The following is a 26,692-nucleotide window of genomic DNA, read 5'->3' as shown; positions in this document are numbered from 1 at the left end:
GTTGCCGGAGGCGCCGACAGATGCGTCCGTCGAGGTGGAGACCGGCGCCGGGCCCCTTCGCCGGCGCCGTCCACGAAGGCGTGTCAGTGGTGGTGACCGCGTCGGCCGAGGGTCTGCACCGGGGTCGCGCCGGGGCGGGTCCACTGCGGTACGGGGCGGCCGGTCGGGCCCCAGGTGGGGTTCCCCTCCGCGTCGGAGCGCCAGGTCCAGCACGCACCGCGCCCCTTGGGCCAGCCCTCGGGGTTGTCCTCCCATGTCTCGCCGCGGCCGTAGGGGGTCATGTCCAGCAGGCCGAGGGAGCCGCTGACCCGCTCGTTGCCACGGCCCGTCGTGGAGTAGGTGAGGAACGCGCGATCGCCGTCGCGCAGGAAGCAGGCGAGGTACCCCATGTCGCCGCCGACCGGCCCGTCCACGCCCCGCACCGAGTACCAGGGCTGGGTGTAGCCCATGAACTCGACGAAGGAGGCCACCTCGTGCCACGGGCCAGTGGTCACGATGGCGAACGAGACGCCGCGCGCGTTGAGGTAGACGGCGTCCTTCAGGTGCCAGGCCGTGGTGGTGCAGCCTTCGCACTGCCCCTGGTGCGGAGCGCCGTCGTACCACATGTGCTGGTAGACCACGAGCTCGTCGCGTCCCTGGAACAGGTCCAGGAACGGCACCGGGCCGTCGGGGCCGACGACCTCGACCGTCCCGTCGAACTCCACCATCGGCAGCCGGCGGCGGGCCGCGGCGATGGCGTCGCCCTCGCGGGTGTGGGCCTTCTCGCGGACCAGAAGCTCGTCACGGGCGCTCTGCCAGGTGGCCAGGTCGACGACGGGCGGGCGGTCGGGCAGCGCGGTGTTCGGGTCGTCCGGCGTGGTGGTCATGGTTCCTCCGTGATGTCTGGTCGTACGGTCGCTACGACGGTCTCCGGAGCAGACTCCCGACCCGGCCGGAACTCATCGCCGCGAACGTGGTTCGGTTTGACGCAGAACGCCCACCGTGAACGAAACAGGTCAGCCGGTGGGCGAAACAACCGGTCAGCGTCTGGCGCGCATGGCGAGGCGCACCGCGGTGCGGTGTTCACCAGCAGCGGAGCGTCGCCTGCGCAGCCGCGCAGCGCAAGGCCGCCGAGCGGAGCGTCTCCGACGGCGCGCAGCAACGCTCGCAACCTCGGGTGCGGACCCGGCCACGCCTGCTGCTGCTGGACGAGCCGACCGCCCATCTGGACGCGGTCAGCGAAGCGGCGCTCCGCAGGTCGATCCGGGAGACCGCGCAGGAGTGCACGCTGCTGGTGATCGCCCACCGCATGTCGACCATCCGCGCCGCGGACCGGATCGTCGTGCTCGACGCGGGCCGCGTGGTCGCCACAGGCACCCATGATGAACTGCTCGGCCGCAGCGAGCAGTACCGCTTGCTCTCACGCGCCCAGGAAACGGACATCTTTTCCGGTTAGCGGGTGGCCAGGCAGATCACCGGCCGGCGCCTCAGCACGGGCATCCTCCGGCGCGACCAGCAGTCTTCCGTCCACTCTGATGCCCGTCTCAGCCCAGCACCCCGTTCCGGCGTCACCGGTTTCGTGATCAAGCCGGTGGTGCACGGCGGGCTCAGGGCAGATTCGCCGCAACCGCCTCCGCAGCCGCACGTTTCTCCGCGAGGGCGTGCGCGATGCGGCGTGGCACGACGCAGTCGCCGATCGCGCGGACGGTCTGCCCGTCGGCCGCGGTGAAGTCCGGGCCTCGCGGGCGGCGTTCGCCGACGGTCACCAGGAGGTCGGCGGCGAGGAGCGTCTCGTGGCCGTCCATGACGTTGAGCAGGCGCAGTTCGCCGGCCGTCATGGCCGTCACGGTGTTCATCGCGGCGATGCGGAGCGGTGTGCCGGTGAGGCGGTTCAGCAGCTGGGTGCGGTTCTCCGGTGCCGGGGCTGACGACCGTGACCTCGCGAGCACTCGCCGCCTGCGCGCTCTCGACGGCGCCGATGCCCTGCCACCAGCCGAAGCCGTCGTCCGGGACGGCCGCCCTGGGCGCACGCGGCACGATGTCGGCGTACTGGTCGAGGAAGTCCGTGCTGGTGAGCGTGCACGGCGCGCCCGGGAGGGGGACGACCAGCGAGCGGCGCGCCGAGGCCGGCCGGGGAGGATGCGTCGGGACCTCCAGGTCGACGACGTCCCGGCCGGCGGCCATCGCCTCCTTCAGCAGGCGCAGGTCTTCCGGTGTCGGACGGCCGGGGCCCCGAACACCGCCTCGGGCCCCCGGGCACCGAGGCCACGGCGACGCGCACCCCGTTCTCCCCGGCAAGCGCTACCTCGACCGGCGGCCCGACGACCCGGCCGGACAGCGAGTCGAGGCCGTACGCCCCATCCGCGACGGGATCCAGACCCACGCCTGGGAGCCGGTCCCAGAGGTGGCGCCCCGTTGACGGCCGGGCCACCACGGCCCGACGCCGTGACGGCGCCATGGCCCCTGACCACCTTGGCCGCCCACCCGGCCAAACCGACCGCGCAGAAGCACCGCCGACCAGCGTCCGTCTCGTCCGAACCGACCGGCTCGGGCCGGGCCTGCCCCGGATCAGGCCCACGAGCCGCTCGCCGGACTCGGCCCGACTCCACGAGCGGCTCCGTCCTACCACGGAGTACCTCACACGGCCCGGATCGCACGCCTCAGCTGCTTGAAGCCCTGCTCAACGGCTCACGCCGGATCTGGACCCCGGGATCAGCCGCCGGGCCGGGCCCCCTGGATGTGGAAGTTGAAGTCGCCGTGGCCGAGTGTGCCGTACAGATGCAGCCAGATCGGCAGGAGCATCTCGACGCCGCGGGCGGTGGTGATGTCGCCCAGGTCGATGACGCTCGCTTCGGGCCAGCCGAAGGAGCCCAGCAGTGCCGTGACGGCCTTCTTCGCCCCGGTGTCGTCACCGCTGACGAACACGGTGTGCTCCCCTGCCACGCGGGCCGGCTCCACCATGACGAAACAGTTCATGGTGTTGAGGGTCTTGACGACCTTCGCGTCGGGGAAGGCCCGCTGGATGCGCTCGCCGAGGCTGTCGGTGTTGACCGGGTCCAGCGTCGGCCGCCCGGCGGAGAAGTCCAGCGGGTTGGCGACATCGATCAGGACCTTGCCGCTCAGATGGGATGCGCCGGCCGCTTGCAGGGCATCGAGGCTCCGCTCGCCCGCGGTGGTGTTGACGACCGTCTCGCCGAAGGCCGCCGCCTCCTCGAAGGTCTCCAGACGCACCTGGGCGTGGTCGGCGTGCCACTGGGCGAACGGTGGGTTGCCCATTCCGTCGGGTTCGGTGCGGGCGAGGGTGGCCCCGGGGTCCCGGGTGCCGATGACGACGTCGTGACCGAGGGAGGCGAGCTTGCCGGCCAGCGTCCGGCCGACGATGCCCGTACCAAGGACTGCGTAACGCATTCGAGTGGGTCCTTCCGGGACTCGGGCGGTCGGCCGGGGGCCGCGCCCATGAGAAACCGACCAGGTCGTTCGCTGTCACGTGTGACGTTAGCTGTCGAGACGGCAGCCCATTCCCATCTATCGTGGAAAATCACATCATGATGGCTCGTGTCGAGGCAGGCTGCACATGAGGAAACCGCACATCGATTACGCGGCGGTCTTCCGGGCTCTGCCCGGCATGGTGGCGTTGCTGACGCCCGAGCTGGTGTATGTCGACGTCAACGACGACTTCCTACGGCTCACCGGTCGTACCCGCGAGCAGTTGCTGGGCCACTACATCTTCGACGTCTTCCCCGAGAACCCCAATGACTCGGCCGCGGCCGGGATGCGGGAGACGCGGGCGTCGATGCTGCGTGCGGTGGCCACCGGAGAGCGCGACACGATGGCGGTTCTCCGCTACGACATCGAGGAGCCCCAGCGGCCCGGCCACTGGCAGGAGCACTTCTGGAGCCCGGTCAACGCGCCGGTCCTCGGCACCGACGGGAAGGTGAAACTCCTCGTGCACCGGGTGGAGGAGGTCACCGAACTCATCCGCGCCCGCGGCGGACCGGGCGGCGACAGCCGGGCACGCGTCCTGGAGGCAGAGCTGTACACCCGCGCCCGGGAACTCCAGGAGGTCAACGAACGCCTGCGCAAGGCACACGCCCGCGAACGCGAGGTCGCCCTGGCTCTGCAGGAGGCCCTGCTGCCCGCCCCCGGACCCCTCGGCCACCATCAGGCGGCCGTGCGCTACCGGCCCGCCGTCGGCTCCCTGAACGTGTGCGGTGACTGGTACGACCTCGTCGACCTGCCCGACGACTGTCTCGCGGTGGCCGTCGGTGACGTGGTCGGCCACGGTCTGGCGGCCGCCTGCGTCATGGGCCAGCTGCGCAGCGCGCTGAGCGCCGCCACCCGCGTCGCCGACGGCCCTGCCCGGGCTCTGGAGGCGCTCGGGCTGTACGCCCGCTCCGTCGACGGCGCCGAGTCGACGACGGCGGCGACGGCCTTCGTCGACTGGGGCGACCGCACCCTCACGTACAGCAGCGCGGGCCACCTTCCGCCCGCTCTGCTCCGCCCTGACGGCACGGTCACCTTCCTGGACCGGGCCACCGACCCGCCGCTCGGTGCCAGCCTCGAACACACCATCCGTCCGGAGGCCGTCACGGCCTTCGACGAGGGCGCCACGCTGGTCCTGTACACCGACGGTCTGATCGAGCGCCGCACCGAGGACATCGACACCGGCCTGGCGCGCCTCGCCGACGCGCTCACCCGCCACCGCCGCGCCGACCCCGAGGACCTGGCCGACGCGCTGCTGGCCGAGCTGCTCCCACCCACCGGCAACGCCGACGACACCGCTCTCGTCGTCATCCGCCTGTGAGGCCTAACGGCCCTCAGTCCTCCGCGGGCATGACGCGGGTCACCTTGCCCTTGGTGTTCGCCTCCAGGTAGCCGGTCTGGCTGTACTCGTTGCTCAGGTAGACGGCCATGCCGAGGGGGGTGTCGAAGACGTCGTTGGGCTGTCGCACCATCACGTAACGGGTGTTCGGTTCGTCGACGTTGAGCTTCTTCCGGGCCTCTTCCAGGAGCGTGGGCACCTTGTCCCAGTTGAAGCCGTCGAGGCCGAAGGGCTGGTCGCCGCCGGACAGGGTGCCCTTGATGATGCCCTTCTCCACGCCCTGTCCCGGACGGTAGGTGTAGGTGTCGTACTTGCTGTCGCTGCCTTTGACCATCACCTCCGCCGACACGAAGTCCTCGTAGACGGTGAAGTCGCCGAACCTGTCCCGACCGGTCTCCTTCTTCAACGCCTTGATGGCGGTGCGGATGCCGTCTGGGGTGAGCAGGCTCGTGGTCGTCGTGTCCTTCGACTGCTGGACTGCCGGGGCGGCGGCCGGGGAGCCGGTCGACTCGGGGGCCGATATGACGGAGGGGGCGGTGGCGGAGGAAGCGCCGCTGTCCGCCGCGTCGCCCGATCGGCCCGAGTCTCCTCCGACGGGCAGCAGCCACCACATCAGGACCACGGCACCGGCCAGCGAGGTCCCCGAGACGCCGAGCAGGACACGCAGTCCCGGCCGGCTCCTACGTCCCGCTCGGACGGGCGACGTCACCGGCTGGCCGGGTCCGGCGAGGAGGGGCGGCGGCCCGAATCCGCCGGGGCCCGCTGCACCCGCCGGAGCGGGGGCGCCGGCGAGGGGAGCCGTGTGCGGGCCGAAGGCGCCCGGGTACGAAGGGGCCGCACCGGCGGACGGCGGGTTCAGCGGGTACGGGGCGGTGGGCTGCTGCCACGCGGTGACCGGACGGGCGGGCCCCGACTCGATCTCGGCCAGCCGTCGGTCCAGCACGGTGGACGACGGCCGCGCCGCCGGATCCCGTACGAGCACGCTCATCAGTACGTCCCCGAGCGCACCGGCCCGCACCGGCGGCGGCACGTCGTCGTTGAGGACGGCGGCGAGGGTGGCGAGGGTGTTGCCCCGGCGCAGCGGGTGGTGACCCTCCACGGCGGTGTACAGCATCATCGCGAGTGACCACAGGTCGGAGGCGGCGCCGCCCTCGTGGCCCGAGATCCGCTCCGGTGCCATGAAGTCGGGAGTACCGATGATGGAGCCGGTGGCGGTGAGGCTGGTCGTCTCGCGGATCGCGGCGATGCCGAAGTCGGTGAGGACGGGGCGCCCGTCGGACCTGAGCAGGACGTTGGCGGGCTTGACGTCCCGGTGCTGGATTCCGGCGTCGTGCGCGGCGGCCAGCGCGGCCAGCACACCCCGGCCGATCCGCGCCGCCTCGGCCGGCGGCATCGGCCCCCGGGCCAGCCGGTCGGCGAGCGAGCCGCCGCTGACCAGCTCCATGACGATCCACGGGTAGGTGCCGTCGCCGCCGTCGACGATGTGGTGGATGGTGACGACGTTGGGATGGTCGATCCGGGCCAGTGCCCGCGCCTCGCGCAACACCCGCTCGCGCAGCATCCGCGCGCTGTCGGGGTCGTACTCGGCGAGGTCCCGGTCGGGCGGGCGGACCTCCTTGACCGCAACCATCCTGTGCAGCACCAGATCCCTGGCCCGCCAGACCGTCCCCATCCCGCCGCCGCCCAGACGGGCTTCCAACTCGAAGCGCCCGTCGACGACTCGTCTGCCGGGGACTTCGTCTGCCTCGCTCATGGGCAGGAGCTTAGTTGCCCCCACCGACAGCGATGGCCGCCGCACATGCCGCTCCGCGCCGCAACACTCCTCTGCTGTAGGACTGTTGGACCGTCGCCCGGCCAAGGACGCCGTACGGGAGCTCAGTGGGCCGGGTTGCTCTCGGCCGTCGGCTGCGCTGCCGTGGTCTCTCCTGGCGTGGACTGGACGACATGCGGGGCAGACTCAGCCGGGGCGGCGGAGTGCGCGATGCCGTCCTCCTTCATCGCCTTGGCCTCGCTCTTGAGGATGCGCATCGACTTGCCGAGCCCGCGGGCGGCCTCGGGCAGCTTCTTCGAGCCGAACAGCAAGATGATCATGATCGCCACGACCAGCAGGTGCCAGGGCTCCAGTCCGTTGCGCAGCATGCCGCCCGTCCCTTCTCCACACTCACGGTTGCCAACTTGCGCAACTGTACAACCGCAGACCCCGTCCCCGCCTCACTCGTCGGAGTCCTTCTTGTTGGGCGCCGCCGCGTACGCCTGCTCCGGTGTCATCGGGACCCCGTTGAGGGAGACCGTCTTGTAGGGGCTGACCTTGGCGCAGGTCTTGGCCTCGTCGGCGGTCTGGGCGTGTGCGTTGGAGACCGCGGCCTTCGTGTCGGCGGGCGCCGGCGAGGACGAACCGCCCGGATAGGTGGTGCCGCTCGTCCAGTCGCTGCCGATCACCAGGGTCAGAGCGGTTCCGGTGCCCTCCTCGAGGTGCGAGGTGGGCAGTCCGAGCGCCTTGGCGGCCGTCTGGGCCTCGGCCTTCCGGCCGGTGCCGTAGGTGAGGGTGGTGGTGGTCGCCGGGCTCGGCGCGTTGGCGGTGGTCGTCGCGGAGCTGAAGCCCTGGCCTGTGAGTGCGTTCGCGATCGCGGAGGCGCGGCCGGTGATCTCGGTGCCGTTCTCGACGGTCACGGCGATCTCGGAGGCGGGTACCGCCGATGCCGTGGCCGTCGCGGACGCCGCCGTGGACTTCTTGCCGGAGCCGGTGGTCAGGGACTGGTCGTCGGCGATGCTGGAGAAGAGGGCCTTGGCACCCGCGCCCACCACGACCCGGTTGGTGTTGTTCGGATCGGCGGCGGTCTGCATCGTGGTGAAGGTCATCCGCTTGGTGGGGACCTTGTTCACGTCGGCCGCGAGCCCGATCAGCTTCTTGACGCTGCCGAGACCGTCGTCCACGGTGAGCGCCTTGGTGGCGGCGTCGGCGAGGTCGTAGACGGCGGTGGGGTCGGTGAGCGTGCCCGCGCTCTTGAACTTCCGGAGCATCGCACTGAGGAAGATGTGCTGGGAGACCGTGCGGCCGAGGTCGCTGCCGTCCCCGAACCCGTGGCGGGAGCGGACGAACTCCAGGGCCGCCTCGCCCTTGAGGGTGTGGGTGCCCCTGGACAGTTTCAGGTGCGAGTAGGTGTCGTACACGTTGTGGTTGACGCACACGGAGACACCGCCGACCGCGTCGGACATCTTGACCACGCCGGAGAAGTCGAGCTTGACGAAGTGGTCGATGGGGATGCCGGTGAGCTGGTGGATGGTGTCCACCTGGCAGGCGGGACCGTACTGGAGGGCGCTGTTGATCTGGCCGTAGTAGCCGGACGTGGACTGGCCGCTCTCACTGTCCTTGCAGGCCGGGACGTCGACCATGGTGTCGCGGGGGATGCTCATGACGGTGGCGTTGGAGCGGTCCGCGGATATGTGCACCACCATCTGTACGTCCGCGTTGCCGTTTCCGGTCTGCACGCCGGTCTGGGAGCAGCCGCCGCCCAGCTTGCAGTCCGCCTTGCTGGTCCGGCCGTCCGAGCCCATGACCAGGATGTTGATCGGGGTGCGGCCGAACGCGTCGGCCTTCTCCGAACCGCCCTTGCCGTCGAGCGAGACGCTGTTGATGTTGCCGTTGAGGTGCTGGTAGAACCACCATCCGGCACCGGCCGTGGCCAGGACGAGCATCGCCAGACACATCCCGACGATCTTCAGTACGCGCCTGCCGCGCCGCACCGGACGGGCCCGGCGACGCGAGCGCTTGCCACCGTGCGAGCGGGCTGCGGCCCGCGCCGCGGCCCGGCCCCCGGGCCGAGGTGCTCCGCCGGGCTCGGCCGCCCGCTGCTCCGGCACCCGGCCGGTGCGGCTGCGCGTGGCCTGACCGCCCGGGCCGGCCCACGGGTCGCTCATCTACCACTCCCAGGAAACGGTCGGGCCTCTCAGGCCGGGCCATGGGGTGGGCGGCCGGGCAAGCGCGGCGGAGTACAGGCAGGCCAAGCAGGAACTTCGGCCCGGGTTGCGTAGTTGCGCAATCTAACAAACCCCTGGCCCGGGCAGCACAGAGCCCGCCGCATTTCACAGGTGAGAGATCTCATGGAGGAATGCGGCAACCTGGCGGACACATTTGCCTTCACTTACGGAGCGGATCAAGGCCTGCCCGAGACGGGACGGTGCGCCGCGGCCGGGGCTGTGCGGGCCGTGAGCTGGCCGACCATGACGCGGACCACGGTCACGATGTCGGGGTCGTCGACGTAGTAGACCTGCCGGCGGCCCTCACGGCGGGAGCGGACGAGCCCGGCGAGTTTCAGCTTGGCCAGGTGCTGGCTGACCGCGGGCAGCGCGCCGCCGACCCGGTCGGCGAGGTGGGTGACGTCGCTCTCGCCCTGGGACAGCGCCCACATGATGTGCAGCCGGGCGGCGGAGGCGAGGAGTCCGAACGTGGCGGCCGCCTCCGTCAGCACTTCGGCGGACGGATCCTCCACACCACCGGCGAGTGTCGCCACGGTCCCCTCCCGTCCCGCCCCGGTCACTGTCGACGCACAGGTGCTGTCTCAGTGTAAGGGCGGCGGGGCACGGCCCACGAGGGCCCTTCCAGTTCATTGATTGCGCAATGTAATAAGTGTGTGAAGGAACATCGACGACTTGTCACCAGGCACGTCAGTGCTCGTTCGTACCGCTCGTCAGTCCTTAGGCTTGCGCAATCAGGCAACTCGAAGGAGCGGCGCCCGGCGGACTTCCCCCGGCCCCGTCCCCGACTGGAGGACTACAACGTGGGCATCATCGGCTGGATCATCCTGGGTCTGCTCGCCGGAGCCATCGCCAAGATCCTGCTGCCGGGCCGCGACCCGGGCGGCCTGATCGGCACCACCCTCATCGGGGTCGCGGGAGCGTTCGTCGGCGGCTGGCTCTCCTCCCGCTTCCTCGACCGCCCGGTGGAAAGTCACTTCTTCGACCTCTACACCTGGGGCGCGGCCATCGGCGGCTCCCTGGTGCTGCTGATCGGCTATCGCCTGCTGTTCGGGAACTCGCGGAACTGACCCGGCCCGACGGAAGGGCCATCCAGCGGCGTCGGCCACCACCGGGGCGGCGAGGCGCAGTCAGTACCCGATGAACAGGAGAGGGCCGCCGCGGCAGCCGACACGAGCGGCGCGCGTGCGGCGGCGGGAAATCTGCCAACTCGGCCGGGGCCCGCGGCCGGACAGTCCTGGCACTCGTCATCCGCGGCGGTCGCTGTCTCCTCGGCGGGGCCGAACGCGCGCGAACCTCCAGACGCCTCGCGGCCCTTCCGGTGAAGGTTGCCGGCCAGACCCAAACCCTCTCGACATCCGCCCGGTCCTCCCCGTTCAGGCCGGACGTGCTCTTCACACCGTCTCCCTGAGTGGCAGCCAGACGTTGCCGAAGCCATGGCCAAGGCTGTGGAGTGTGTGCCCCTTCGGCGGGCACTCGTGCGTCACCAACTACAGATGGGGTGACACCGCATGGAGATCTCAGGCGTGATCAGCGCGCTTGTCATCGGCATCGTGATCGGTGTCCTCGGCCGGCTCGTGGTCCCCGGGCGCCAGCGCATAGGCATCCTGTGGACGATCCTGATCGGTATCGTCGCCGCCTTCATCGGCACGGGCATCGTGGCTGGCCTCGATGTCGCCGACACCGACGGCGTCGACTGGGTCGAGTGGCTGATCCAGATCGCCGTGGCCGCGCTCGGGGTGGCCGCGCTCAGCAAGGTGAAGGTGCGCCACTGACGCGTCGACGCGTTCCGTAAGGCGCGCGGATCAACTCGAAGCCGCCTGCCGGATCGCGCCGACCAGCACGATCCGGTGGGCGGGCGACCACCGCCCGGGTGCGGTCGCACAGGCGGTCCGAACCAGCCCGTTCAGCCGTCGAGCGCTGTGCCGCCCGTGAGTTGACGTCTCTCTCGGAACAGGACGGCGACCGGCACGCGGACGCCGTAACCCACCGCACGCCTCGTGACGGACGTACCGGTGTTCTCGACACGGCCCAACTGGTGCTCGGCCAGGTCCAGCAGAGCCCGCTGCAACGGCCGGAAGCCCGGCACGGTGGAGTCCAGGAGGGCTCGCGAGTCGGTCAAGGACTGTCTGGTCCTACGGCAGGTCAGGGCCACCAACTCCCGTACGGCCGGGGTGTCCTGACCCTGCTCGAGGTCGGCGCGGGTGACGCCCAGGCGGTCCAGGTCCTCCTGCGGAAGGTAGAGGCGCCCTTCGGCCAGGTCGTCGATGAGGTCGGTCAGGAAATCCAGGCGCTGCAGACCTTCGGCGAACGACCGGCAACGGGACCGGAAGACCTCGTCGCCGCCGCCCTCGTACTGCAGGTCCTCGATCAGCATCAGGGCCGGCAGTGCGAGGTTGTCGACGTAGCGCTGGAAGTCGGCTTCAGTGGCGTGGCCGGTGAAGTGCAGTTCCTCGGTGGTGGCCTTGAGATAGGTGTGCACCCAGTGATGCGGCAGCCGCCGTGCGGCCACGGTGTGCAGAAAGGCCCGCAGGACGGGGTCGTCGGCGTGCCCGGACTCCAGCCCCACGGTGACCTGTTCGGCCCAGGCCCGCCAGCGGGGCAGGCGTTCGCGCAGCGGCCCCTGGTCGGCGAGGTCGTCGGTCCGGGCCAGGAAGGCGTAGGCGGCGACCACGTGCGGATGCAGTGCCGGAGCCACCAGCAGACGTACGGCGGCGTAGTGGGCGAGGATCCTGCGGGCGAAGACCCGGGCAGCCGTCGAATAGTCCGCGCGCAGGGCACGGTCCCGCACACCGGCGGCCGTCAGCCTGCGATCCCAACTCGGCACGGCGTACCGCCCTTTCCTCTCCGACTCGGCCCGCCGGACCGCCACGGCCCCCGGTCGGCTACGGCATCGAAAGGGCGGTCGGGGTGACCTTAACCTTCTCCCAACTGCGGGCGTACACCGGTGACTTCAGGGAGTGGAGAGTTCGACGAGGTGCCGGGCCGTGCCGGCGGGATCGACGATCTGGTGGAGGTGTGCACCGGGCAAGTGGGCCACACGCCAACCGCGTTGGCGCGCCTCGTCGGCAATTCCGTCGTATGGCGGGCCGAACAGCACGTAGGAGCAGGGGTGGTCGTCCCAGCCGTCGGGGACCGGGATGTGCTGTTCGTAGTAGGACAGGGGCAGCGCGGGCTGCTCCTCCACCACCTTCTGTCGCATCTGCGGATCGCAGAACATGCGGGCGACGTCTGCCTCGTCCCACCAGTCGGTCCAGCGCGGCAGCCTGCCGTTCACGGCCTTCGGGCGAAGGAACTCCAGCAACTCGGGCGGGGCGACAGGGGTGGGCCCTGTCCGGGCCGGCAGTGCGGCATCGACGAAGACCGAGGCGGTCACCGGACGGTCGAGGCCCGAGCGGATCGCCGGGAGAAACAGACCCGCGTTGCTGTGGGCGACCAGCACGAGGGGACTGCCGGCCGGGACCTCGCGGACGTCGTCGCGTACTGCGTCGACCACACGGGGCCAGAAGGGCGCGGGGCCGGCGCCCACATGCAGGAGGGACGGCACCCGTGCCCGGTACCCCGCCGCCACCAGGTGTTCGGTGACGGGGCGCCAGGTCGAGGGCCCCACGGACGGACTGTGCACAAGAACGAAGACCGGCTGCATGGGACGATCCTGTCGCGCCCGCTGTCGCAGCCGCGACTTTCTCGGCCGACAGCAGAGCGGCCGTACCGACGGTCATGTCGGGAACGGGTTTTCGCGGTCGCGGTAGCGCACATGTGGACTGTCCGCATAGCCCACCCCAGAACTATGTTGCGCCGCCACATGTGCCCGTGAATTGCGCGTTCCTACGGTGTGCCATACATACCCGTCCCCACCGCACACGAGGAAGTGGCGCACATGGCCTCCGCAGCATCCGCTCCCCCGACGCCGACCAACCTGAGGCGCATCGTCGCCGCCAGCCTCATCGGCACCACCATCGAGTGGTACGACTTCTTCCTCTACGGCTCCGCCGCCGCCCTCGTCTTCAACAAGCTGTTCTTTCCCGACTCCGACCCGCTCGTCGGCACGCTGCTGTCCTTCCTGACGTATGCCGTCGGATTCGCCGCCCGACCGCTCGGTGCCCTGGTGTTCGGGCACTACGGCGACCGGCTCGGACGTAAGAAGCTGCTGGTCCTGAGCCTGTTGCTGATGGGTGGGGCGACCTTCGCCATCGGGCTGCTGCCCACGCACGCGACCGTCGGCACGGCCGCTCCCGTGCTGCTGACCGTGCTGCGCCTTGTCCAGGGCTTCGCGCTCGGCGGGGAGTGGGGCGGAGCCGTACTCCTCGTGTCCGAGCACGGGGACGCTCGGCGGCGCGGCTTCTGGGCCTCGTGGCCGCAGACCGGCGCGCCGGCCGGACAACTCCTCGCCACGGGTGTGCTGTCGCTGCTGACCGCCGTACTGTCGGACGCCGCGTTCGGCAGCTGGGGCTGGCGGATTCCCTTCCTGCTCTCCGGGGTCCTGGTGATCGTCGGCCTGTGGATCCGGCTGTCCGTCGACGAATCCCCCGTGTTCAAGCAGGCGTTGGCGCAGGCGGAGGCCCGCAAGGCGGCGCGGGACGGAGCGGCCGAGAAGCTGCCGATCGTCTCCGTGCTGCGGCACCACTGGCGTGACGTCCTGGTCGCGATGGGCGCGCGCATGGCGGAGAACATCAGCTACTACGTCATCACCGCGTTCATCCTCGTCTACGCCACCACGTCGGCCGGAGTCTCCAAGCAGACCGCCCTCAACTCGGTGCTGATCGCCTCGGCCGTGCACTTCGCGGTGATCCCCGCCTGGGGAGCCCTGTCGGACCGCGTCGGCCGGCGCCCCGTGTACCTGCTCGGCGCGGTCGGCGTGGGGCTGTGGATGTTCCCCTTCTTCTGGCTCATCGACACCGGGGGCTTCGGCAACATGATCCTCGCGGTGACCGTGGGACTCGTCATGCACGGCGCCATGTACGCGCCCCAGGCTGCCTTCTTCTCGGAGATGTTCGCGACCCGGATGCGGTACTCCGGTGCCTCCATCGGCGCCCAGTTCGCCTCCGTCGCCGCAGGTGCCCCGGCACCTCTCATCGCCACCGCGCTCCTCTCCGACTACGGCAGCTCCACGCCGATCGCCCTGTACGTCATCGCCGCGGCCGTCCTGACGGTCGTCGCCGTAGGCGTCGCCAAGGAGACGCGCCACCGGGACCTGGCCGACGCCGAGCCGGCCACGGAGCGGGAGCCCGCGGCCAAGTCCCCCGCCGCGGACGCCCGGACCGCCTGAATCCTGGCGGTGCCCGACCCACCGGCCCCCGTACGCGGCGTGCGTGCGGGGGTCAGTGCCGCGTCGGCGCCGACAACCGGTGCAGCCTCAGCGCGAGTTGGATCTCCAACGCGCGGGCGGGGCTCTGCCAGTCCTCACCGAGCAGACGGCCCACGCGCTCCAGGCGCTGGGCGACGGTGTTCACATGGACGTGCAGCTCGTCCTTGGTGCGGGCCGGGCTCATCCCGCACGCGAAGTAGGCGTCCAGGGTGCGCAGGAGATCGGTGCCCCGCCGGTCGTCGTACGCGACGACCTGACCGATGGTCCGGTCGACGAAGCCCGCGATGTCCCGGTCACCGGCGAGAAGCAGTCCGAGGAATCCGAAGTCCTCGGCGGCGGCACCGTCCCCCGAGCGGCCCAGGAGGCGCAGCGCGTCGAGACAGCGGCGGCCCTCCTCGTAGGCTGCGGCCACGGCGTCCAGGTGGACGGCGAGATCGCTCACCGGTGCCGAGGCACCCACGGTCACCGCCTCGTGGACGGCTGTTCCGAGGTGTCCGGCGGTGCGGCGGGCCAGTTCGGTGGCCGTGTCCCCGATGGTGAGGGGCAGTAGCAGGACGGTACCGCCGTCGCGGGCGGCGGCCAGGCCGTGCCGGGTGGCGGCGAGGTGGGAGGCCGCGGACCACAGGCGTCTGCGGGCGGCCGCCTCCTGGTCGGCGTCGGCCGCGGCGCCGTCGAGACGGGCGGCCAGCACGATGTGGGTGGCGTCGAGGTCGGCGTCCAGCCGGGCGGCTCGTTCGCGCAGCAGACGGGGGTCGCGGTCGCGCGCGTCGAGCAGGTCGTCCAGGAGTTCGCCGCGCACCCGCTGTTCGGCCTCGGCGGCGGACCGCCTGGCCAGCAGGAGCAGCGAGGTGACCATCGCGGCGCGCTCCAGGGTGCGCTGGTCGACGGGGTCGAGTCCGGGGTGGCCGCGCAGCACGAGGGCGCCCAGAAGCTCTCCGCCGGCGGCGACCGCGGCGATCCAGTCGTCCTTGTGCCGTACGGCGTGGCCCTCCGCCCGGGAAGCCTCCAGCGCCTCGGTGGGGGCGACCTCGGAGAACTCGACCGTGCCGTCGAGGATTTCGGAGACGGCCGCGGCCACGTCGTGCACCCCACCCCCACGCAGCACCAGTTCGGCGAGCCGGTCGTGGACGTCGGAGGCGCGCTCGATGACGCCGCTGTGATCCCGGATGATCTCGTTGGCCCGCTCCAGTTCGGTGAGGGCCGAGCGGGTCTCGGTGAGCAGGTTCGCGGTGTCGATGGCGGCCGCGGCCAGCGCGGCGAACGAGCCGAGGAGCGCGATCTGTTCACGCTCGAAGACCCGGGCACGCCGGTCCGCCGCGAACAGCACCCCGATGACGTGGTGCCCCAGCGTCAGCGGCACGCCGAGGATGGCGACCAGGCCCTCGTCCCGTACACCCGCGTCGATGGTGAGGGTGTGCTGGAAGCGGTCGTCCTTGAAGTAGTCGTCGGTGACATAGGGACGGGCGGTCTGGGCGACCAGTCCGCCGAGCCCCTCGCCCATCCCGAGCCGCAGCTGCTGGAAGCGGGCGGCGACCGAGCCCTCGGTGACCCGCATGTAGGTGTCGCCGCGCGCCGGGTCGTTCAAGCTGAGGTAGGCCACGTCCGTGCCGAGCAGGGACCGGGCGCGCTGCACGATGGCCCGCAGCACGGCGTCCAGGTCTCTGAGCCCGGCCAGGTCGTGGGCGGTCTCGAACAGGGCCGACAGCTCGGCCTCCCGCCGGCGTCGGCCCTCCAGCTCGGAGCGCACCCGCAGATCGACCGCCTTGGCCGCTTCGAGCGCGGCGATCCGCTCGGCCGGCCTTCCCTCGGCGCGGGCGATCAGCACCGGCTGCTCGTAGGCGTCGGCGGACGCGCCCCTGGCGAGCAGTTCGAGGAAGGGTGCCTCGGCACTGCCGGCGGGGAGCTCGGCGGACTGCAGATGATCGCTGGACATGCCCACAGGATTGCTCATCGCACGCTCACCCCGTCAGGCCTGTGGAAAACTCCGGGCGGGGCGGCGTGCGGCCGGATGCCGGTCAGTGCGCGGTCCAGCCGCCGTCGAGGACGAGCGACGTTCCGGTGACGAAGGACGCCTGCGGGCCGCACAGGTACGCCACGGCCTCCGCGACCTCCTCCGGCTCGATGAGCCGCTTGAGCGCACTGTCCTGGAGCAGCACCTCGGACACCACCCGCTCCTCGGGGATGCCGTGCGCGAGGGCCTGGTCGGTGATCTGCCGCTCGACCAGCGGTGTACGCACATAGGCGGGGTTCACACAGTTCGAGGTGACTCCGTGGGGGGCGCCTTCGAGGGCGGCCGTCTTGGACAGACCCTCCAGACCGTGTTTGGCGGCCACATAGGCCGCCTTGTAGGCCGAGGCGCGCAGGCCGTGGACCGAGGACACGTTGACGATCCGCCCCCACCCCTGCCCGTACATGTGCGGCAGGGCGCCGCGGATCAGGCGGAACGGCGCCTCCAGCATCACGGTGAGCACCGTGTGGAACACCTCGGGCGGGAACTCCTCGATGGGGCGCACCAGTTGGAGGCCGGCGTTGTTGACGAGGACGTCGGTGCCCGCGGCGGCGTGCTCGGCGGCGTCCAGGTCGGTGAGGTCGAGGACCAGCGGTTCGACGGTGCCCGCCAGTCCCGCGGACCGCTCGGCGAGCGCCTCCAGACCTGCCGCGTCCCGGTCGACCGCTCTCACCTTGGCCCCGGCCGCCGCGAGCCGCAGCGCACAGGCGCGGCCGATGCCGCCGGCCGCGCCGGTGACGAGGGCGGTGCGGCCGCCGAGGTCGAGCGTGGGGGCGTGGGAGCCCGGGAGGGCGCTGCTAGCGGTCATGCTCCGATCGTAGGGAGCGCCCGACCCTCACCACATGTGGTCACACCCCACACTTCACGCCGAACTCGTAGCGTCGAACCATGTGGGTGCGTCGGTCAGTGCCTGTTTGATCCGCTGCAGCCCGAACTCGTTGAGTTCCGGGAGGGCGTCCACCGCGAACCACCCCACCTCCAGCGACTCGTCGTCGTTGACCCGCGCCTCGCCGCCGACGGCCCGGCAGCGGAACGAGATGTCCATGTACTGGCAGATGTCGCCGTTGTCGTACGTCACGGGCTTGAGCGCCTGGACGACGATCACCCGCTCGACGACGCAGTGCACTCCTGTCTCCTCCTCGACCTCCCGCACGGCGCAGGCCGCGGGCTGCTCCCCCGGTTCCGGGATGCCACCGATCAGCGACCACTTGCCGGTGTCCGAGCGGCGGTGGAGCAGCACTCTGCCGTCGTCGTCGAGGACGACGGCGCTGACGCCGGGGAGCCAGAGCAGGTCATGACCTATGGACCGGCGCAGGGTGCGGATGAAGTCAGGAGTAGCCATGTCTCCGACCCTAACCGCGACGGCCTCGCACTCCGGCGCCGATCGCCCAGCCGAGCCCGCCCGCGGCGACCAGCACCAGCGCCATTTCGGGAAGGATGCCCAGCCGGGTCGCCGGGGTCTGCGTCGACCGCAGCGGCACCTTCTGCACCAGCGAGTCGGCCACGAACATCCCGGTCCTCTGCGTGATCTTCCCGTCCGGCATGATGATCGCGCTGACACCGCTGGTCACCGGCACGGTGACGGTCCGGCTGTGCTCCACGGCACGCACCCGGGACATGGCGAGCTGCTGGTAGGTCATCTCGCTGCGGTCGAAGGTCGCGTTGTTGCTCGGCACGGAGATCAGCTGCGCGCCGTCGGTGACCTCGGAGCGCACGGCCCAGTCGAACGCGGCCTCGTAGCAGGTGACCAGACCGACCTTGGCGTTGGCCATCTGGAACACGCCCGGCTTGGTGCCCCGGCTGAAGTCCTGGTGGACCATGGTGGTCCAGTTCTTGTTGATCGCGCCGACAAGGGAGCGCAGCGGGAGGTACTCGCCGAACGGCTGGATCTGCCGCTTGTCGTAGGTGTCGGTGGGGCCCTTGACCGGGTCCCACAGGATCTGCTCGTTGTAGAGCTTGCCGTCCCGTTCGACGACGCCGCCGACGGAGATCGGCGCGTCGATGGCCTTGGCCGCCTGCTCGATGACCACGGCCGCGTCCGCGTCGGTGAAGGGGTCGACGTCGGAGGAGTTCTCCGGCCACAGCACGATGTCGGGCTTCGCGATCTTGCCGGCCTTCACCTCGGCGGCCAGCCGCTCGGTCTCGCGCGCGTGGTAGTCGAGCACGGCCCGCCGCTGGGCGTTGAACTCCAGCCCCGCGCGCGGCACGTTGCCCTGAATGGCCGCGACGGTCACGGTGCCGTCCTCCGCCTTGTCGCTCACCAGCGTCCGGGCCGCGAGCGCCCCGACCACCGGTACGGCCACGCTCAGCAGGGCCACGGCCGCTGCCGGACGTCGTACGGCACCGCTCCCCCGCCGCTCCACGACCAGCCGAACGATCTCGTACAGGCCGAACCCGCACAGGACGACGGCGAAGCCCAGGACGGGCGTGCCGCCCACCGCGGCGAGCGGCAGGAAGACGCCGTCCGCCTGTCCGAACGCGATCTTGCCCCAGGGAAAGCCGTTGAACGGCGCACGCGCGCGTGCCGCTTCCCCGGCGATCCACACCGCCGCCGCCCACACCGGCGAGCCCGGCAGCTTCGACACCGCGGCGACGCCGACGCCGACCAGCGCGACGAAGACCGCCTCGACCGCGACAAGCGCGATCCAGGGCACAGGGCCGACCTCCACACCGGTCCACACCAGCAGCGGCAGCAGGAAGCCAAGGCCGAAGAGATAGCCGAGACCGAAGGCCGCCTTCCAGCCCCGGCCGCGCAGCACCCAGCCGAAGACGGCGAAGGCGGGCAGGGCCAGCCACCACAGGGTGCGTGGCGGGAAACTGACGTACAGCAGCACTCCGGAGAGCGCCGCGGCGGCGGCCGGGACGAGACGGCGGAGCCGGGCGGCCCAGCGGGAGGCGGGCGCGGACTTCGGTTCCAGCTGGTCCGACTCGTCCACGGAAGTTGCGGTGACGGTCACTCCGGGAGTGTACGGCCGTTGACCTTGGCGTCGACAGCGCGGTCCGCCTGGCGACCGTGGCCGTCGCCGGGTGACTGCACCGCGACGTGGCCGGGCAACCCCGCGCAACTCGTCCACAAATCACCCATCAGCCGTTACGGTGTGCCGGAGTCCCTGTCGTACGGGCCGATTGCGGGCGGACGGCGAGGACCACAGGTCGGGGGACCGGGGTTTCGGGGGGCTGGGTGGGTTCCACGGGGATGACGTCTGTGGCCGGTTCGACGGAGGACGGCGACAGACGAAACGTTTCCGACGTGGTGGGCGTGCTGGTGCTCGGAGCCAGTGCCACCTGGTCGCTGATCACCGCCGCCGCACACGACGGCCGTCCGGAGGGCGTCCTGCTCGCCTTGCTGGCCGTGGCCGCGGGGTATGCCGCCGGCCGGATCTCGGGGGCGCTGCTGCCGGTCGCCGCCCCCTGCGCCGCCGCGCTGACCGGACTGGGCCTGGCGGTGGGACTCCCCCACCTCACGCCGGGCACCGAGATCGTCGCACCGCTCGGTCACGCCGGCGCCACGGCCGCCCTGCTGACGCTCGCCACCGGCGCCGCCTGCTGCGCCGCCTGGACCACCGGATCGCCCGCCCTGCGGCTCCTCCTGCGCCTGCTGGCCGTGGGCATCGCGGCGGCCTCGGCCGCCCTGGGGTCGACATCCGGGCTGGTCACCTGTGCGGCGGTGCTGCTGTGCTCCCTCGCGGCGGGCCAGATGCCCCACCGCGGTCCTGGCATCGCGGGTCTCACCCTCGCCGCGACCGCGGTGACCGGTCTGACCTGGGCGGTGGCCGGTGACGCGGTACCGGACGGACTCGCCGAGTCGCTGCGCGGCCGGCTCACCCCGCACCGCATCGGCCTGTGGCACGACGCCCTGGGCCTGGCCCGCCAGGACACCGCCCTCGGGGTGGGACCGGGCCGCTTCGGTGAGCTCAGCACGACGGCGGCCCAGTCACTGCTGCCCGACGGGAAACCTCACTCGGCACCGCTTCAGATGGCCGCCGAGCAGGGGCTCGTCGGGGCACTTCTGCTGGCGGCGGCCTTCTGCTGGCTGCTGTACGCGCTGTGGCGCTCTCCCCGCCCCACGCCGGTCGTCCTCACCGCGGGCGCGGCCCTGACGGCGCTGGCGGCCATCGCCGCGGTCGGCAACGCGCTGAGCTTCACGATGGTGTCGGTGGGCGCAGGGCTCCTGGCGGGTCTGGCGACGGCCCACCCGCTCACCGAGGAACCGGCCCCGAAGTGACCGATCGGCCCGGTCTCAGCCTCGCGGAGCCGTGGCGCCGGGACGCAGCCGGTCGCGGATGACGCGTACCGCGGACTCCGCGTCGTCCACGGTGATCGTGAACGTATGCCCGTCCCACAGTCGGAGGACCACGCCCTCACCACGGCGTACGACCACCGCGGTGCCCTTCTCGGGGCGCCACCGGTACCCCCAGCCGCCCCACTGGCGCGGGTTGACGTGGGGGGCGAACTCGGCACCGGCGACGTGCGCCAGCGGGATCCGCCGGCGCGGCACGCCGATGTGGCCGCAGCGCACCTCCAGGCACTCCATGTCGACCTTGAGGGCGACATGGACGAAGCCGAGCGTGAGGAAGAGGACCAGCAGCCCGGCCGCGATGCAGCCGACCACGGACATGACCAGCGGGGCGACGCCCGAGGTCCACGCCGAGTCGACGGCGAGCTCGACGCCGAGCGCCACGATCGCGGCGCCGCCGAGCGCCAGCAGCCACTGGACCCGGTTGGAGGCGCGACCGGTCCAGACGTCGGTGTGGTGCGAGGTCTGCTCGCCGTGGGGGTGGTCCCTCATGCCTACGAGGTTACTCAGGTTTCGCCCTGCGGGTACCTCGTCGCGGAGAGTGACTGCTCCGGATGGGGCTCTCTGGCCGCCCGCAGCGGTCAGCGGGCGGGTGTGGCCGTGCGCAGGAGCCGGCCTTCCGCGTAGGCCAGGGCGGGCGTGGGCAGGGCGCTTCCCTCGCGTCCGCTCAGCAGCACCGTGAGGGTTCCGGTGGCCGCGGCCCCGGGCGCGGGCTGCGCGCCGATCCGGCGCAGCGCCTGGGCGGCGACGGCTCCGGCAGAGCCGTGCAGGACGAGTGGCGGACGGCCGGGACGCTGTACGGCGGCGCGGATGCGCTCGGCGACCAGTTCGTAGTGGGTGCAGCCCAGGACGACGGTCGTCACGTCCTCGGGGGTCAGGGCGGCGGCCGCGGCGACGGCTGCGTCGATGGCGGCCTCGTCGGCGTGCTCCACCGCCTCGGCGAGGCCGTGGCAGGGCACCTCGGTGGCCGGCACCCCGTCGGCGAACTCGTCGAGGAGACCGCGCTGGTAGGGGCTGCCGGTGGTGGCGGGCGTCGCCCAGATGGCGAAGGGGCCGCCGCCGGACGCCGCGGGCTTGATCGCGGGGACCGTGCCGATGACCGGCAGATCCGGTTCGAGGCGGGCGCGCAGGGCGGTCAGGGCGTGCACGGTGGCGGTGTTGCAGCCGATGATCAGGGCCTCGGGACCATGGGCGGCGGCGGCCTCGGCGAGGTTCAGAGCGCGCCCGATGATGTCGTCCGGCGTCCGGGGGCCCCACGGCATGCCGTCGGGGTCGAGGGAGAGCACGAGATCGGCGTCGGGGCGCAGTCGCCGTACCGCGGCGGTGGCCGCCAGCAGGCCGATTCCGGAGTCCAGGAGCGCGATCTTCACCCGGCCACGATAGACGATGTGCCCTTGAGCGCCGGGCCTGTGGGGCAGACTGCGCGCGTGAGCGCCATCGCGTGGACCGCCGCCGTATCCCTCGCCGCCTGGCTGTGGCTGCTGCTCTGCCAGGGCTTCTTCTGGCGCACGGATGTGAGACTCCCGCCGCAGCGGGATCCGCGGGCCTGGCCCTCGGTGGGTGTGGTGGTGCCGGCTCGCGACGAGGCCGAGGTGCTGCCCGCGAGCCTTCCTTCTCTCCTGGCCCAGGACTATCCGGGCCGGGCGGAGGTCTTCCTCGTCGACGACGGCAGCACGGACGGCACCGGGGAGCTGGCCCGCGAGCTGGCGCGCCTGCGGGGCGGGCTGCCGTTGACCGTGTCCTCGCCGGGCGAGCCGCCGGCGGGATGGACGGGCAAGCTCTGGGCGGTGCGCCACGGTATCGGCCTGGCACGCGCGCGTGACCCCGAGTACCTGCTGCTGACGGACGCCGACATCGCCCATGAGCCGGACAGCCTGCGGCGGCTGGTGGCCGCCGCGCACGCCGGAGGCTTCGACGTCGTCTCGCAGATGGCCCGGCTGCGGGTGGAGAGCCTGTGGGAGCGGCTCGTGGTGCCGGCGTTCGTCTATTTCTTCGCGCAGCTGTATCCGTTCCGCCGGATCGGCAGGAAGGGGTCCCGGACGGCGGCCGCGGCGGGCGGCTGCGTCCTGCTCCGCGCCGAGACCGCCGAGCGGGCGCGGATCCCGGACGCCATCCGGCAGGCCGTCATCGACGACGTGGCCCTCGCGCGGGCCGTCAAGGGCGGGGGCGGCCACATCTGGCTGGGCCTCGCCGAGCGGGTGGACAGCGTGCGCCCCTATCCCCGGCTGCACGACCTGTGGCGGATGGTGTCGCGCAGCGCCTACGCGCAGCTCCGCCACAACCCCCTGGTGCTGCTCGGAACGGCGGCCGGGCTCGCGCTGGTCTATCTGGTGCCGCCCGTCGCCGTCCTCACGGGTCTGGCCGCGGGGAGTACGGCGACGGTGGTGCCCGGTGCTCTCGCGTGGCTGGTCATGACGGGGACGTACATCCCGATGCTCCGCTACTACCGGCAGCCGCTGTGGCTCGCACCCCTGCTGCCGTTCACCGCGTTCCTCTATCTCCTGATGACGGTCGACTCGGCGGTGCAGCACTACAGGGGGCGCGGCGCGGCCTGGAAGGGCCGCACCTATGCGCGCCCGGACGCCGTCGCCGGCGAGGAGGGGTGAGGCCTCACTTGCGGCCCGGTGTCCAGTTCATGCCCCAGCCGTAGACCTGGTCCACCGTCCGCTGCGGGCTCACCCCGCGGTCGGGCACCAGGTAGCGGGCCTCGCGCTGGACGACCAAGTCGTCGCCGGTGTTGGTGATCAGGGCCAGCGCGCACACCGTCGAGGGCACCGTGCACTCGTCGAGGGAGAAGTCGATCGCGGCGCCGTGCTGCGGCTGAAGGGTGACCGTGGCGTGCAGGTCGGCGAAGGAACGCGCTCCTTCGTAGATGGTCACGAAGACCAGGATGCGCCGGAAGTCCCGCTTGTGGTCGAGGTTCACGGTGAGGTTCTCGCCACTCGCGAGGGCACCGGTGCGGTCGTCGCCGTCGAGGTGGATGTACGGCGGCTGGTGCAGGGCTCCATAGGCGTTGCCCAGAGCCTGTACGACCCCCTTGCGGCCGTCGGCGAGTTCGTAGAGGGCGCACAGATCGAGGTCGAGGTCGGCGTGCATGGCGACCGCGCGACCGCGCTTGCTGCCCCAGCCCGAGAACTGTTTACGTACCTGCCAGTTGAGGTTCACGCGCATCGCGCCCGAGGTGCCGCCCTGTTTGGCGAGGGAAACCGATGGCGCCGACTTGGTCAGCGTGACCTTGGAGAGGCGGACCGGTTGCACAGCGGGGGCGGGTGGCGGGGCCATGGGTGCTGCCTGTTGGGGTTCGTCCACGGAGATACCGAAGTCCGTTGCGAGACCTTCCAGTCCGCTGTCATAGCCCTGACCGACGGCACGGAACTTCCAGGCGCCCTGACGGCGATAGAACTCCCCGAGGACGAAAGCGGTTTCTACGGTCGCACCCTCGCTGTCGAACCGTGCCGCCACTGTGCCCTGAGCAGCGTCCCGTACCTCGATAAAGAGGTCCGGGATCTGTGCGAAGGTGCCGCCGTCCGCGGAAGCGGCGAGTACGACAGTCTCCACCGACGACTCCACGCGCGCGAGGTCGACGAGCAGCGTGTCGGTCACCCGGCCGCCGTCGGTCCGTTTGCCCTCGTGGCGCACCGCTCCGGAGGAGTGCTGCGGTTGGTTGTAGAAGACGAAGTCGGCGTCGGAGCGGACCTTTCCACCGACGAGCAGCAGGGCCGAGGCATCCGCGTCGGGGACTCCCGGGCCCGTGCGCCAGCCCAATTCGACGCGCAGCGCCGTCGTGGGCACCGGAACGTTCGACCCTTTCGACATTGACATGTCCGCCCCCCTCAGATGTCGGAGTCCAGGACGCGCCCCGGCGGCCCTTCGAGTTCTACCCGCTCAACCTATTCCCCCAGGACGCCGAACTCCCATCCCACGGACAGGAAGATCGCCGGTCAACCCTCGGTAACCCGCCGGGAACTCGGCCTTTACATGGATCGGACCTGGATTGGCGTCCTTTTTTGCCGAGTTCGCTCGCATTGGGGATCCCACGTCACAGCGGACACGGAAAACAACCCTCTTATCGGTCTCCCCAACCAGCACATCGTGGGCTTAACTTATGTGCCATGACCTCCCCCCGCTCCACTTATGGCGGCGGCTACTACTCCGCCTCCTTCCCGGACACTCCGATCTACGACTCGCTCGTGGCCGAGCGGGGCACCCCGCAGATCGCCCCGATCCGGGTCCCTGCCGCGTACGACGTCCCGGCAAGCAACCTGCCCGCGCTGTCGTCCGGGCTGCCCGCTCTTCCCGCGGGTCCCTCCTACTCCTCCTACGGCTACCCGCAGGCGCAGCAGCCCTCTCCGCTGCAGCAGGCGCCCGGGGCGTACATCCCGCAGCAGGCGGCCGCGCCTCGCGGTTATCCCGGGCCGCAACAGCAGCAGCCGCGTCCGGCCGGCCCCGGCATGGGCACGGGCTACGAGGCGATGCGCCCCGCGGCTCCCCGGCCCGCTCCGGCGGCTCCCTACCAGGACCCGTACAACAACCAGCAGTACCGCGGGTACTGATTCCCCTCCCGGGCTGTCGGTGCCACCTGGCACGATGGCCTCATGGGGAATGCGCAGCTGCTGTCGATCCACGTCCATCCGGTCAAGGCGTTCCGGGGTCTGGCACCGCGGGAGGCCGAGGTGGAGCCCTGGGGGCTGGCCGGAGACCGGCGCTGGGCCCTGGTCGACGACGGGGGAAAGGTCGTCACACAACGCCAGCAGCCGCGCCTCGCGCTGGCCGCCGCCGAGCTGCTGCCCGGCGGCGGCGTCGTTCTGTCCGCGCCCGGCATGGATCCGCTGACCGTGCCGGTCCCCGAGTCTGCGGAGACCATCCGGCTGGATCTCTTCGGGGACAAGGTCGAAGGGGTGCCCGCCGCCGCGGCCGCGCACGCGTGGTGCAGCGAGTATCTGGGCGCTCGGACCCGCCTCGTCCACATGGACGACCCCGCCACCCGTCGGCCGGTCGAACCCGAGTACGCGCTGCCGGGCGAGACCGTCACCTTCGCGGACGGATATCCGCTGCTGCTCGTCTCCGCGGCCTCTCTCGACGCCCTCAACTCCCTGATCTCCGAAGGTCGGCACGCGGCCGAGGGCCCCCTGCCCATGAACCGTTTCCGGCCGAACGTCGTCGTGGGCGGCACCGAAGCCTGGGCCGAGGACGACTGGAAGCTCCTCGCGATCGGGGACGTGACCTTCCGGGCGGCCAAGATGTGCGGGCGATGCGTGGTGACCACCACCGACCAGGCCGCAGCCGTCCGCGGCAAGGAGCCCCTGCACACCCTGGGCCGGCACCGTCGCTTCGGCAGCAAGCTCGTCTTCGGACAGAATCTGGTGCCCCGGTCCCGCGGCACGATCCGGGTCGGCGACCCGGTCAGGATTCTCGAATAGGCGGGCGGCGGTCGACGCGGCGGCGGTGGACAAAGTTCCGTCAAAGATCGACCCGGGCCCCGGCCACGGGAACACCGCCCGGGGGCCTGCACGTTGGGGCTTTCATGAGGAGTTCATGAGAGGACCCGGCCGCAGGTGATTTCGCTCTCTCTTCGGCCGGTACCGCGCGTGAACGACTCCGCCGGGGGTTATCACGGAGCGGGGAAGGGGGTGCGGACGGTGCGAGCGATCAGCGGACTCTGGCGTTGGCGGCGCAACCCGCTGCGCCGTGGGACCGACCTGGCCGAGGCCTGGGTGGGCCTGCTGGCCCTGCTGCTGATCCTGGTCGTCGGTCCGGTGATCGGGTCCGTCACCGGGGGCGTGGCCCAGGACGCGCTGCAGCGGTCGGTCCGTGAGCAGCAGGAATCCCGCCGGTTGGTGACGGCGACCGTGATCCGCAAACTGGACCGCTCGCCGCTGGACGCCGACCCCGAGGCCGCCTCGGGGCGGGATGTGCGCAGCCGGGTGGTGGCCGACTGGACCGCGCCGGACGGCACTCCGCACAAGGGCACGGTGATGGCCGCCCTCCAGACCCCGCACCGAGGCGACCACTTCAGCCTGTGGACGGACGTCCACGGACGCATAGCGGCCCGGCCGCTGGACTCCGCTACCGCCACCACCCATGCCGTCCTCGCGGGCACCGGCGCTGCTCTGCTGACCGCGGGCCTGATCGAGGGCGGCAGGCGGCTCGCCGTCTGGCGCATGGTCCGTCGCCGGTACGCCCGTTGGGACCAGGCCTGGGACCGCGCGGGCCCGGACTGGGGCCGGACCGGCACCGGCAGCTGACGGCCTTACGGCTCTGGTCAACCCATCACCCGCGCGCACGCTACGGTGGACCGGCCGA

General features: G+C 71.5%; 27 protein-coding genes. 11 read left to right on the top strand and 16 right to left on the bottom strand.

The annotated features are described in order from the left end of the window. Positions 1-83: 83 nt before the first annotated feature. Positions 84-866: a DUF899 domain-containing protein gene (locus tag AQJ46_RS30945; protein WP_059208691.1), complete on the bottom strand. Its 783-nt coding sequence runs from the start codon at positions 864-866 to the stop codon at positions 84-86. A 290-nt stretch (positions 867-1,156) separates the two neighbouring features. Between AQJ46_RS30945 and AQJ46_RS30940 the strand changes: the two genes are divergently transcribed. Beyond that, positions 1,157-1,435 (top strand): hypothetical protein, encoded by a 279-nt coding sequence (locus AQJ46_RS30940; RefSeq protein WP_059208690.1) that lies wholly within the window; start codon positions 1,157-1,159, stop codon positions 1,433-1,435. A 151-nt stretch (positions 1,436-1,586) separates the two neighbouring features. Here AQJ46_RS30940 and AQJ46_RS30935 read toward each other — a convergent pair whose 3' ends face one another. Further along, complete coding sequence (locus AQJ46_RS30935) at positions 1,587-1,835, bottom strand: hypothetical protein (RefSeq protein WP_159064075.1); 249 nt, start codon at positions 1,833-1,835, stop codon at positions 1,587-1,589. A gap of 77 nt (positions 1,836-1,912) precedes the next feature. Between AQJ46_RS30935 and AQJ46_RS57385 the strand changes: the two genes are divergently transcribed. Further along, positions 1,913-2,398, top strand: coding sequence for a hypothetical protein (locus tag AQJ46_RS57385; RefSeq protein WP_225887429.1), 486 nt, complete (start codon positions 1,913-1,915; stop codon positions 2,396-2,398). Positions 2,399-2,691: 293 nt separating this feature from the next. On the opposite strand, the gene AQJ46_RS30930 is transcribed toward AQJ46_RS57385, so the two are convergent. Beyond that, positions 2,692-3,387 carry an NADPH-dependent F420 reductase gene (locus AQJ46_RS30930; RefSeq protein WP_059208688.1) on the bottom strand — a complete coding sequence of 232 codons (696 nt, stop codon included), beginning with the start codon at positions 3,385-3,387 and terminating at the stop codon, positions 2,692-2,694. Positions 3,388-3,553: 166 nt separating this feature from the next. On the opposite strand from AQJ46_RS30930, the gene AQJ46_RS30925 reads away from it, so the two are divergent. Beyond that, complete coding sequence (locus AQJ46_RS30925) at positions 3,554-4,783, top strand: PP2C family protein-serine/threonine phosphatase (RefSeq protein ID WP_059208687.1); 1,230 nt, start codon at positions 3,554-3,556, stop codon at positions 4,781-4,783. A 13-nt stretch (positions 4,784-4,796) separates the two neighbouring features. Here AQJ46_RS30925 and AQJ46_RS30920 read toward each other — a convergent pair whose 3' ends face one another. The 4 genes from AQJ46_RS30920 to AQJ46_RS30905 all read right to left on the bottom strand — a co-directional run bounded on the left by AQJ46_RS30920 (position 4,797) and on the right by AQJ46_RS30905 (position 9,312). Next, positions 4,797-6,554: a serine/threonine-protein kinase gene (locus tag AQJ46_RS30920; RefSeq protein WP_059208686.1), complete on the bottom strand. Its 1,758-nt coding sequence runs from the start codon at positions 6,552-6,554 to the stop codon at positions 4,797-4,799. 122 nt (positions 6,555-6,676) lie between these two features. Beyond that, complete coding sequence (gene tatA, locus AQJ46_RS30915) at positions 6,677-6,940, bottom strand: Sec-independent protein translocase subunit TatA (protein WP_059208685.1); 264 nt, start codon at positions 6,938-6,940, stop codon at positions 6,677-6,679. Between the two features lie 72 nt (positions 6,941-7,012). After that, the gene (locus AQJ46_RS30910; RefSeq protein ID WP_208617009.1) at positions 7,013-8,719 is read right to left on the bottom strand and encodes an LCP family protein; all 1,707 of its coding nucleotides are present in this window, start codon (positions 8,717-8,719) and stop codon (positions 7,013-7,015) included. A gap of 236 nt (positions 8,720-8,955) precedes the next feature. Next, the gene (locus tag AQJ46_RS30905) at positions 8,956-9,312 is read right to left on the bottom strand and encodes an ArsR/SmtB family transcription factor (RefSeq protein WP_059208684.1); all 357 of its coding nucleotides are present in this window, start codon (positions 9,310-9,312) and stop codon (positions 8,956-8,958) included. A 267-nt stretch (positions 9,313-9,579) separates the two neighbouring features. Between AQJ46_RS30905 and AQJ46_RS30900 the strand changes: the two genes are divergently transcribed. Further along, a complete protein-coding gene (locus tag AQJ46_RS30900; protein ID WP_057617750.1) occupies positions 9,580-9,846 on the top strand; it encodes a GlsB/YeaQ/YmgE family stress response membrane protein in 267 nt (88 codons plus the stop codon). Between the two features lie 441 nt (positions 9,847-10,287). After that, the gene (locus tag AQJ46_RS30895) at positions 10,288-10,551 is read left to right on the top strand and encodes a GlsB/YeaQ/YmgE family stress response membrane protein (RefSeq protein ID WP_059208683.1); all 264 of its coding nucleotides are present in this window, start codon (positions 10,288-10,290) and stop codon (positions 10,549-10,551) included. 131 nt (positions 10,552-10,682) lie between these two features. On the opposite strand, the gene AQJ46_RS30890 is transcribed toward AQJ46_RS30895, so the two are convergent. Beyond that, on the bottom strand, positions 10,683-11,603 hold the full coding sequence (locus AQJ46_RS30890; RefSeq protein ID WP_059208682.1) for a squalene/phytoene synthase family protein: 921 nt from the start codon (positions 11,601-11,603) through the stop codon (positions 10,683-10,685). A 126-nt stretch (positions 11,604-11,729) separates the two neighbouring features. Further along, positions 11,730-12,386, bottom strand: coding sequence for an alpha/beta fold hydrolase (locus AQJ46_RS30885; RefSeq protein WP_225887428.1), 657 nt, complete (start codon positions 12,384-12,386; stop codon positions 11,730-11,732). Between the two features lie 270 nt (positions 12,387-12,656). On the opposite strand from AQJ46_RS30885, the gene AQJ46_RS30880 reads away from it, so the two are divergent. Continuing rightward, the gene (locus AQJ46_RS30880; protein ID WP_059208680.1) at positions 12,657-14,045 is read left to right on the top strand and encodes an MFS transporter; all 1,389 of its coding nucleotides are present in this window, start codon (positions 12,657-12,659) and stop codon (positions 14,043-14,045) included. Between the two features lie 52 nt (positions 14,046-14,097). Here the strand turns inward: AQJ46_RS30880 and AQJ46_RS30875 are convergent, their stop codons facing one another. The 4 genes from AQJ46_RS30875 to lnt form a co-directional block, all read right to left on the bottom strand. After that, on the bottom strand, positions 14,098-16,017 hold the full coding sequence (locus tag AQJ46_RS30875) for a helix-turn-helix domain-containing protein (RefSeq protein WP_059208946.1): 1,920 nt from the start codon (positions 16,015-16,017) through the stop codon (positions 14,098-14,100). Positions 16,018-16,099: 82 nt separating this feature from the next. Next, positions 16,100-16,900, bottom strand: coding sequence for a 3-hydroxybutyrate dehydrogenase (locus AQJ46_RS30870; protein WP_059208679.1), 801 nt, complete (start codon positions 16,898-16,900; stop codon positions 16,100-16,102). Between the two features lie 54 nt (positions 16,901-16,954). After that, positions 16,955-17,434, bottom strand: a complete 480-nt coding sequence (locus AQJ46_RS30865; protein WP_059208678.1) for an NUDIX hydrolase — start codon at positions 17,432-17,434, stop codon at positions 16,955-16,957. Between the two features lie 10 nt (positions 17,435-17,444). Next, positions 17,445-19,049: an apolipoprotein N-acyltransferase gene (gene lnt / locus AQJ46_RS30860; protein ID WP_059208677.1), complete on the bottom strand. Its 1,605-nt coding sequence runs from the start codon at positions 19,047-19,049 to the stop codon at positions 17,445-17,447. A gap of 239 nt (positions 19,050-19,288) precedes the next feature. Between lnt and AQJ46_RS30855 the strand changes: the two genes are divergently transcribed. Next, entirely contained in the window at positions 19,289-20,317 is a 1,029-nt protein-coding gene (locus AQJ46_RS30855; RefSeq protein ID WP_059208676.1) for an O-antigen ligase family protein, read from the top strand. A gap of 15 nt (positions 20,318-20,332) precedes the next feature. Here the strand turns inward: AQJ46_RS30855 and AQJ46_RS30850 are convergent, their stop codons facing one another. Continuing rightward, on the bottom strand, positions 20,333-20,881 hold the full coding sequence (locus AQJ46_RS30850; protein ID WP_057617762.1) for a hypothetical protein: 549 nt from the start codon (positions 20,879-20,881) through the stop codon (positions 20,333-20,335). An 89-nt stretch (positions 20,882-20,970) separates the two neighbouring features. Continuing rightward, positions 20,971-21,759 carry a glutamate racemase gene (locus AQJ46_RS30845; protein ID WP_059208675.1) on the bottom strand — a complete coding sequence of 263 codons (789 nt, stop codon included), beginning with the start codon at positions 21,757-21,759 and terminating at the stop codon, positions 20,971-20,973. A gap of 57 nt (positions 21,760-21,816) precedes the next feature. Here AQJ46_RS30845 and AQJ46_RS30840 point away from each other — a divergent pair, with 57 nt between their 5' ends. Further along, on the top strand, positions 21,817-22,995 hold the full coding sequence (locus AQJ46_RS30840) for a glycosyltransferase (RefSeq protein ID WP_225887427.1): 1,179 nt from the start codon (positions 21,817-21,819) through the stop codon (positions 22,993-22,995). 4 nt (positions 22,996-22,999) lie between these two features. Here the strand turns inward: AQJ46_RS30840 and AQJ46_RS30835 are convergent, their stop codons facing one another. After that, entirely contained in the window at positions 23,000-24,205 is a 1,206-nt protein-coding gene (locus AQJ46_RS30835; protein WP_059208673.1) for a TerD family protein, read from the bottom strand. Between the two features lie 296 nt (positions 24,206-24,501). Between AQJ46_RS30835 and AQJ46_RS30830 the strand changes: the two genes are divergently transcribed. The 3 genes from AQJ46_RS30830 to AQJ46_RS30820 all read left to right on the top strand — a co-directional run bounded on the left by AQJ46_RS30830 (position 24,502) and on the right by AQJ46_RS30820 (position 26,634). Then, positions 24,502-24,942, top strand: coding sequence for a DUF6643 family protein (locus AQJ46_RS30830; protein WP_059208672.1), 441 nt, complete (start codon positions 24,502-24,504; stop codon positions 24,940-24,942). A 42-nt stretch (positions 24,943-24,984) separates the two neighbouring features. Then, positions 24,985-25,809 carry an MOSC domain-containing protein gene (locus AQJ46_RS30825; RefSeq protein WP_059208671.1) on the top strand — a complete coding sequence of 275 codons (825 nt, stop codon included), beginning with the start codon at positions 24,985-24,987 and terminating at the stop codon, positions 25,807-25,809. Positions 25,810-26,028: 219 nt separating this feature from the next. Beyond that, positions 26,029-26,634 carry an Rv1733c family protein gene (locus AQJ46_RS30820; RefSeq protein ID WP_059208945.1) on the top strand — a complete coding sequence of 202 codons (606 nt, stop codon included), beginning with the start codon at positions 26,029-26,031 and terminating at the stop codon, positions 26,632-26,634. The last annotated feature ends 58 nt before the right edge of the window (positions 26,635-26,692 follow it).

The organism is Streptomyces canus (genome assembly GCF_001514145.1).
Lineage (GTDB): Bacteria > Actinomycetota > Actinomycetes > Streptomycetales > Streptomycetaceae > Streptomyces > Streptomyces canus.
This window is presented reverse-complemented; position numbering and strand designations above follow the sequence as displayed.

Bases quoted from the DNA above. Each gene is read 5' to 3' on its own strand.
- AQJ46_RS30930 (WP_059208688.1), bottom strand. From the start codon at position 3,387: ATGCGTTACGCAGTCCTTGGTACGGGCATCGTCGGCCGGACGCTGGCC.
- AQJ46_RS30875 (WP_059208946.1), bottom strand. From the start codon at position 16,017: ATGTCCAGCGATCATCTGCAGTCCGCCGAGCTCCCCGCCGGCAGTGCC.
- tatA (WP_059208685.1), bottom strand. From the start codon at position 6,940: ATGCTGCGCAACGGACTGGAGCCCTGGCACCTGCTGGTCGTGGCGATC.
- AQJ46_RS30870 (WP_059208679.1), bottom strand. From the start codon at position 16,900: ATGACCGCTAGCAGCGCCCTCCCGGGCTCCCACGCCCCCACGCTCGAC.
- AQJ46_RS30830 (WP_059208672.1), top strand. From the start codon at position 24,502: ATGACCTCCCCCCGCTCCACTTATGGCGGCGGCTACTACTCCGCCTCC.
- AQJ46_RS30880 (WP_059208680.1), top strand. From the start codon at position 12,657: ATGGCCTCCGCAGCATCCGCTCCCCCGACGCCGACCAACCTGAGGCGC.
- AQJ46_RS30835 (WP_059208673.1), bottom strand. From the start codon at position 24,205: ATGTCGAAAGGGTCGAACGTTCCGGTGCCCACGACGGCGCTGCGCGTC.
- AQJ46_RS30920 (WP_059208686.1), bottom strand. From the start codon at position 6,554: ATGAGCGAGGCAGACGAAGTCCCCGGCAGACGAGTCGTCGACGGGCGC.
- AQJ46_RS30925 (WP_059208687.1), top strand. From the start codon at position 3,554: ATGAGGAAACCGCACATCGATTACGCGGCGGTCTTCCGGGCTCTGCCC.
- AQJ46_RS30895 (WP_059208683.1), top strand. From the start codon at position 10,288: ATGGAGATCTCAGGCGTGATCAGCGCGCTTGTCATCGGCATCGTGATC.
- AQJ46_RS30850 (WP_057617762.1), bottom strand. From the start codon at position 20,881: ATGAGGGACCACCCCCACGGCGAGCAGACCTCGCACCACACCGACGTC.
- AQJ46_RS30865 (WP_059208678.1), bottom strand. From the start codon at position 17,434: ATGGCTACTCCTGACTTCATCCGCACCCTGCGCCGGTCCATAGGTCAT.
- AQJ46_RS30855 (WP_059208676.1), top strand. From the start codon at position 19,289: ATGACGTCTGTGGCCGGTTCGACGGAGGACGGCGACAGACGAAACGTT.
- AQJ46_RS30825 (WP_059208671.1), top strand. From the start codon at position 24,985: ATGGGGAATGCGCAGCTGCTGTCGATCCACGTCCATCCGGTCAAGGCG.
- AQJ46_RS30910 (WP_208617009.1), bottom strand. From the start codon at position 8,719: ATGAGCGACCCGTGGGCCGGCCCGGGCGGTCAGGCCACGCGCAGCCGC.
- AQJ46_RS30945 (WP_059208691.1), bottom strand. From the start codon at position 866: ATGACCACCACGCCGGACGACCCGAACACCGCGCTGCCCGACCGCCCG.
- AQJ46_RS30935 (WP_159064075.1), bottom strand. From the start codon at position 1,835: ATGAACACCGTGACGGCCATGACGGCCGGCGAACTGCGCCTGCTCAAC.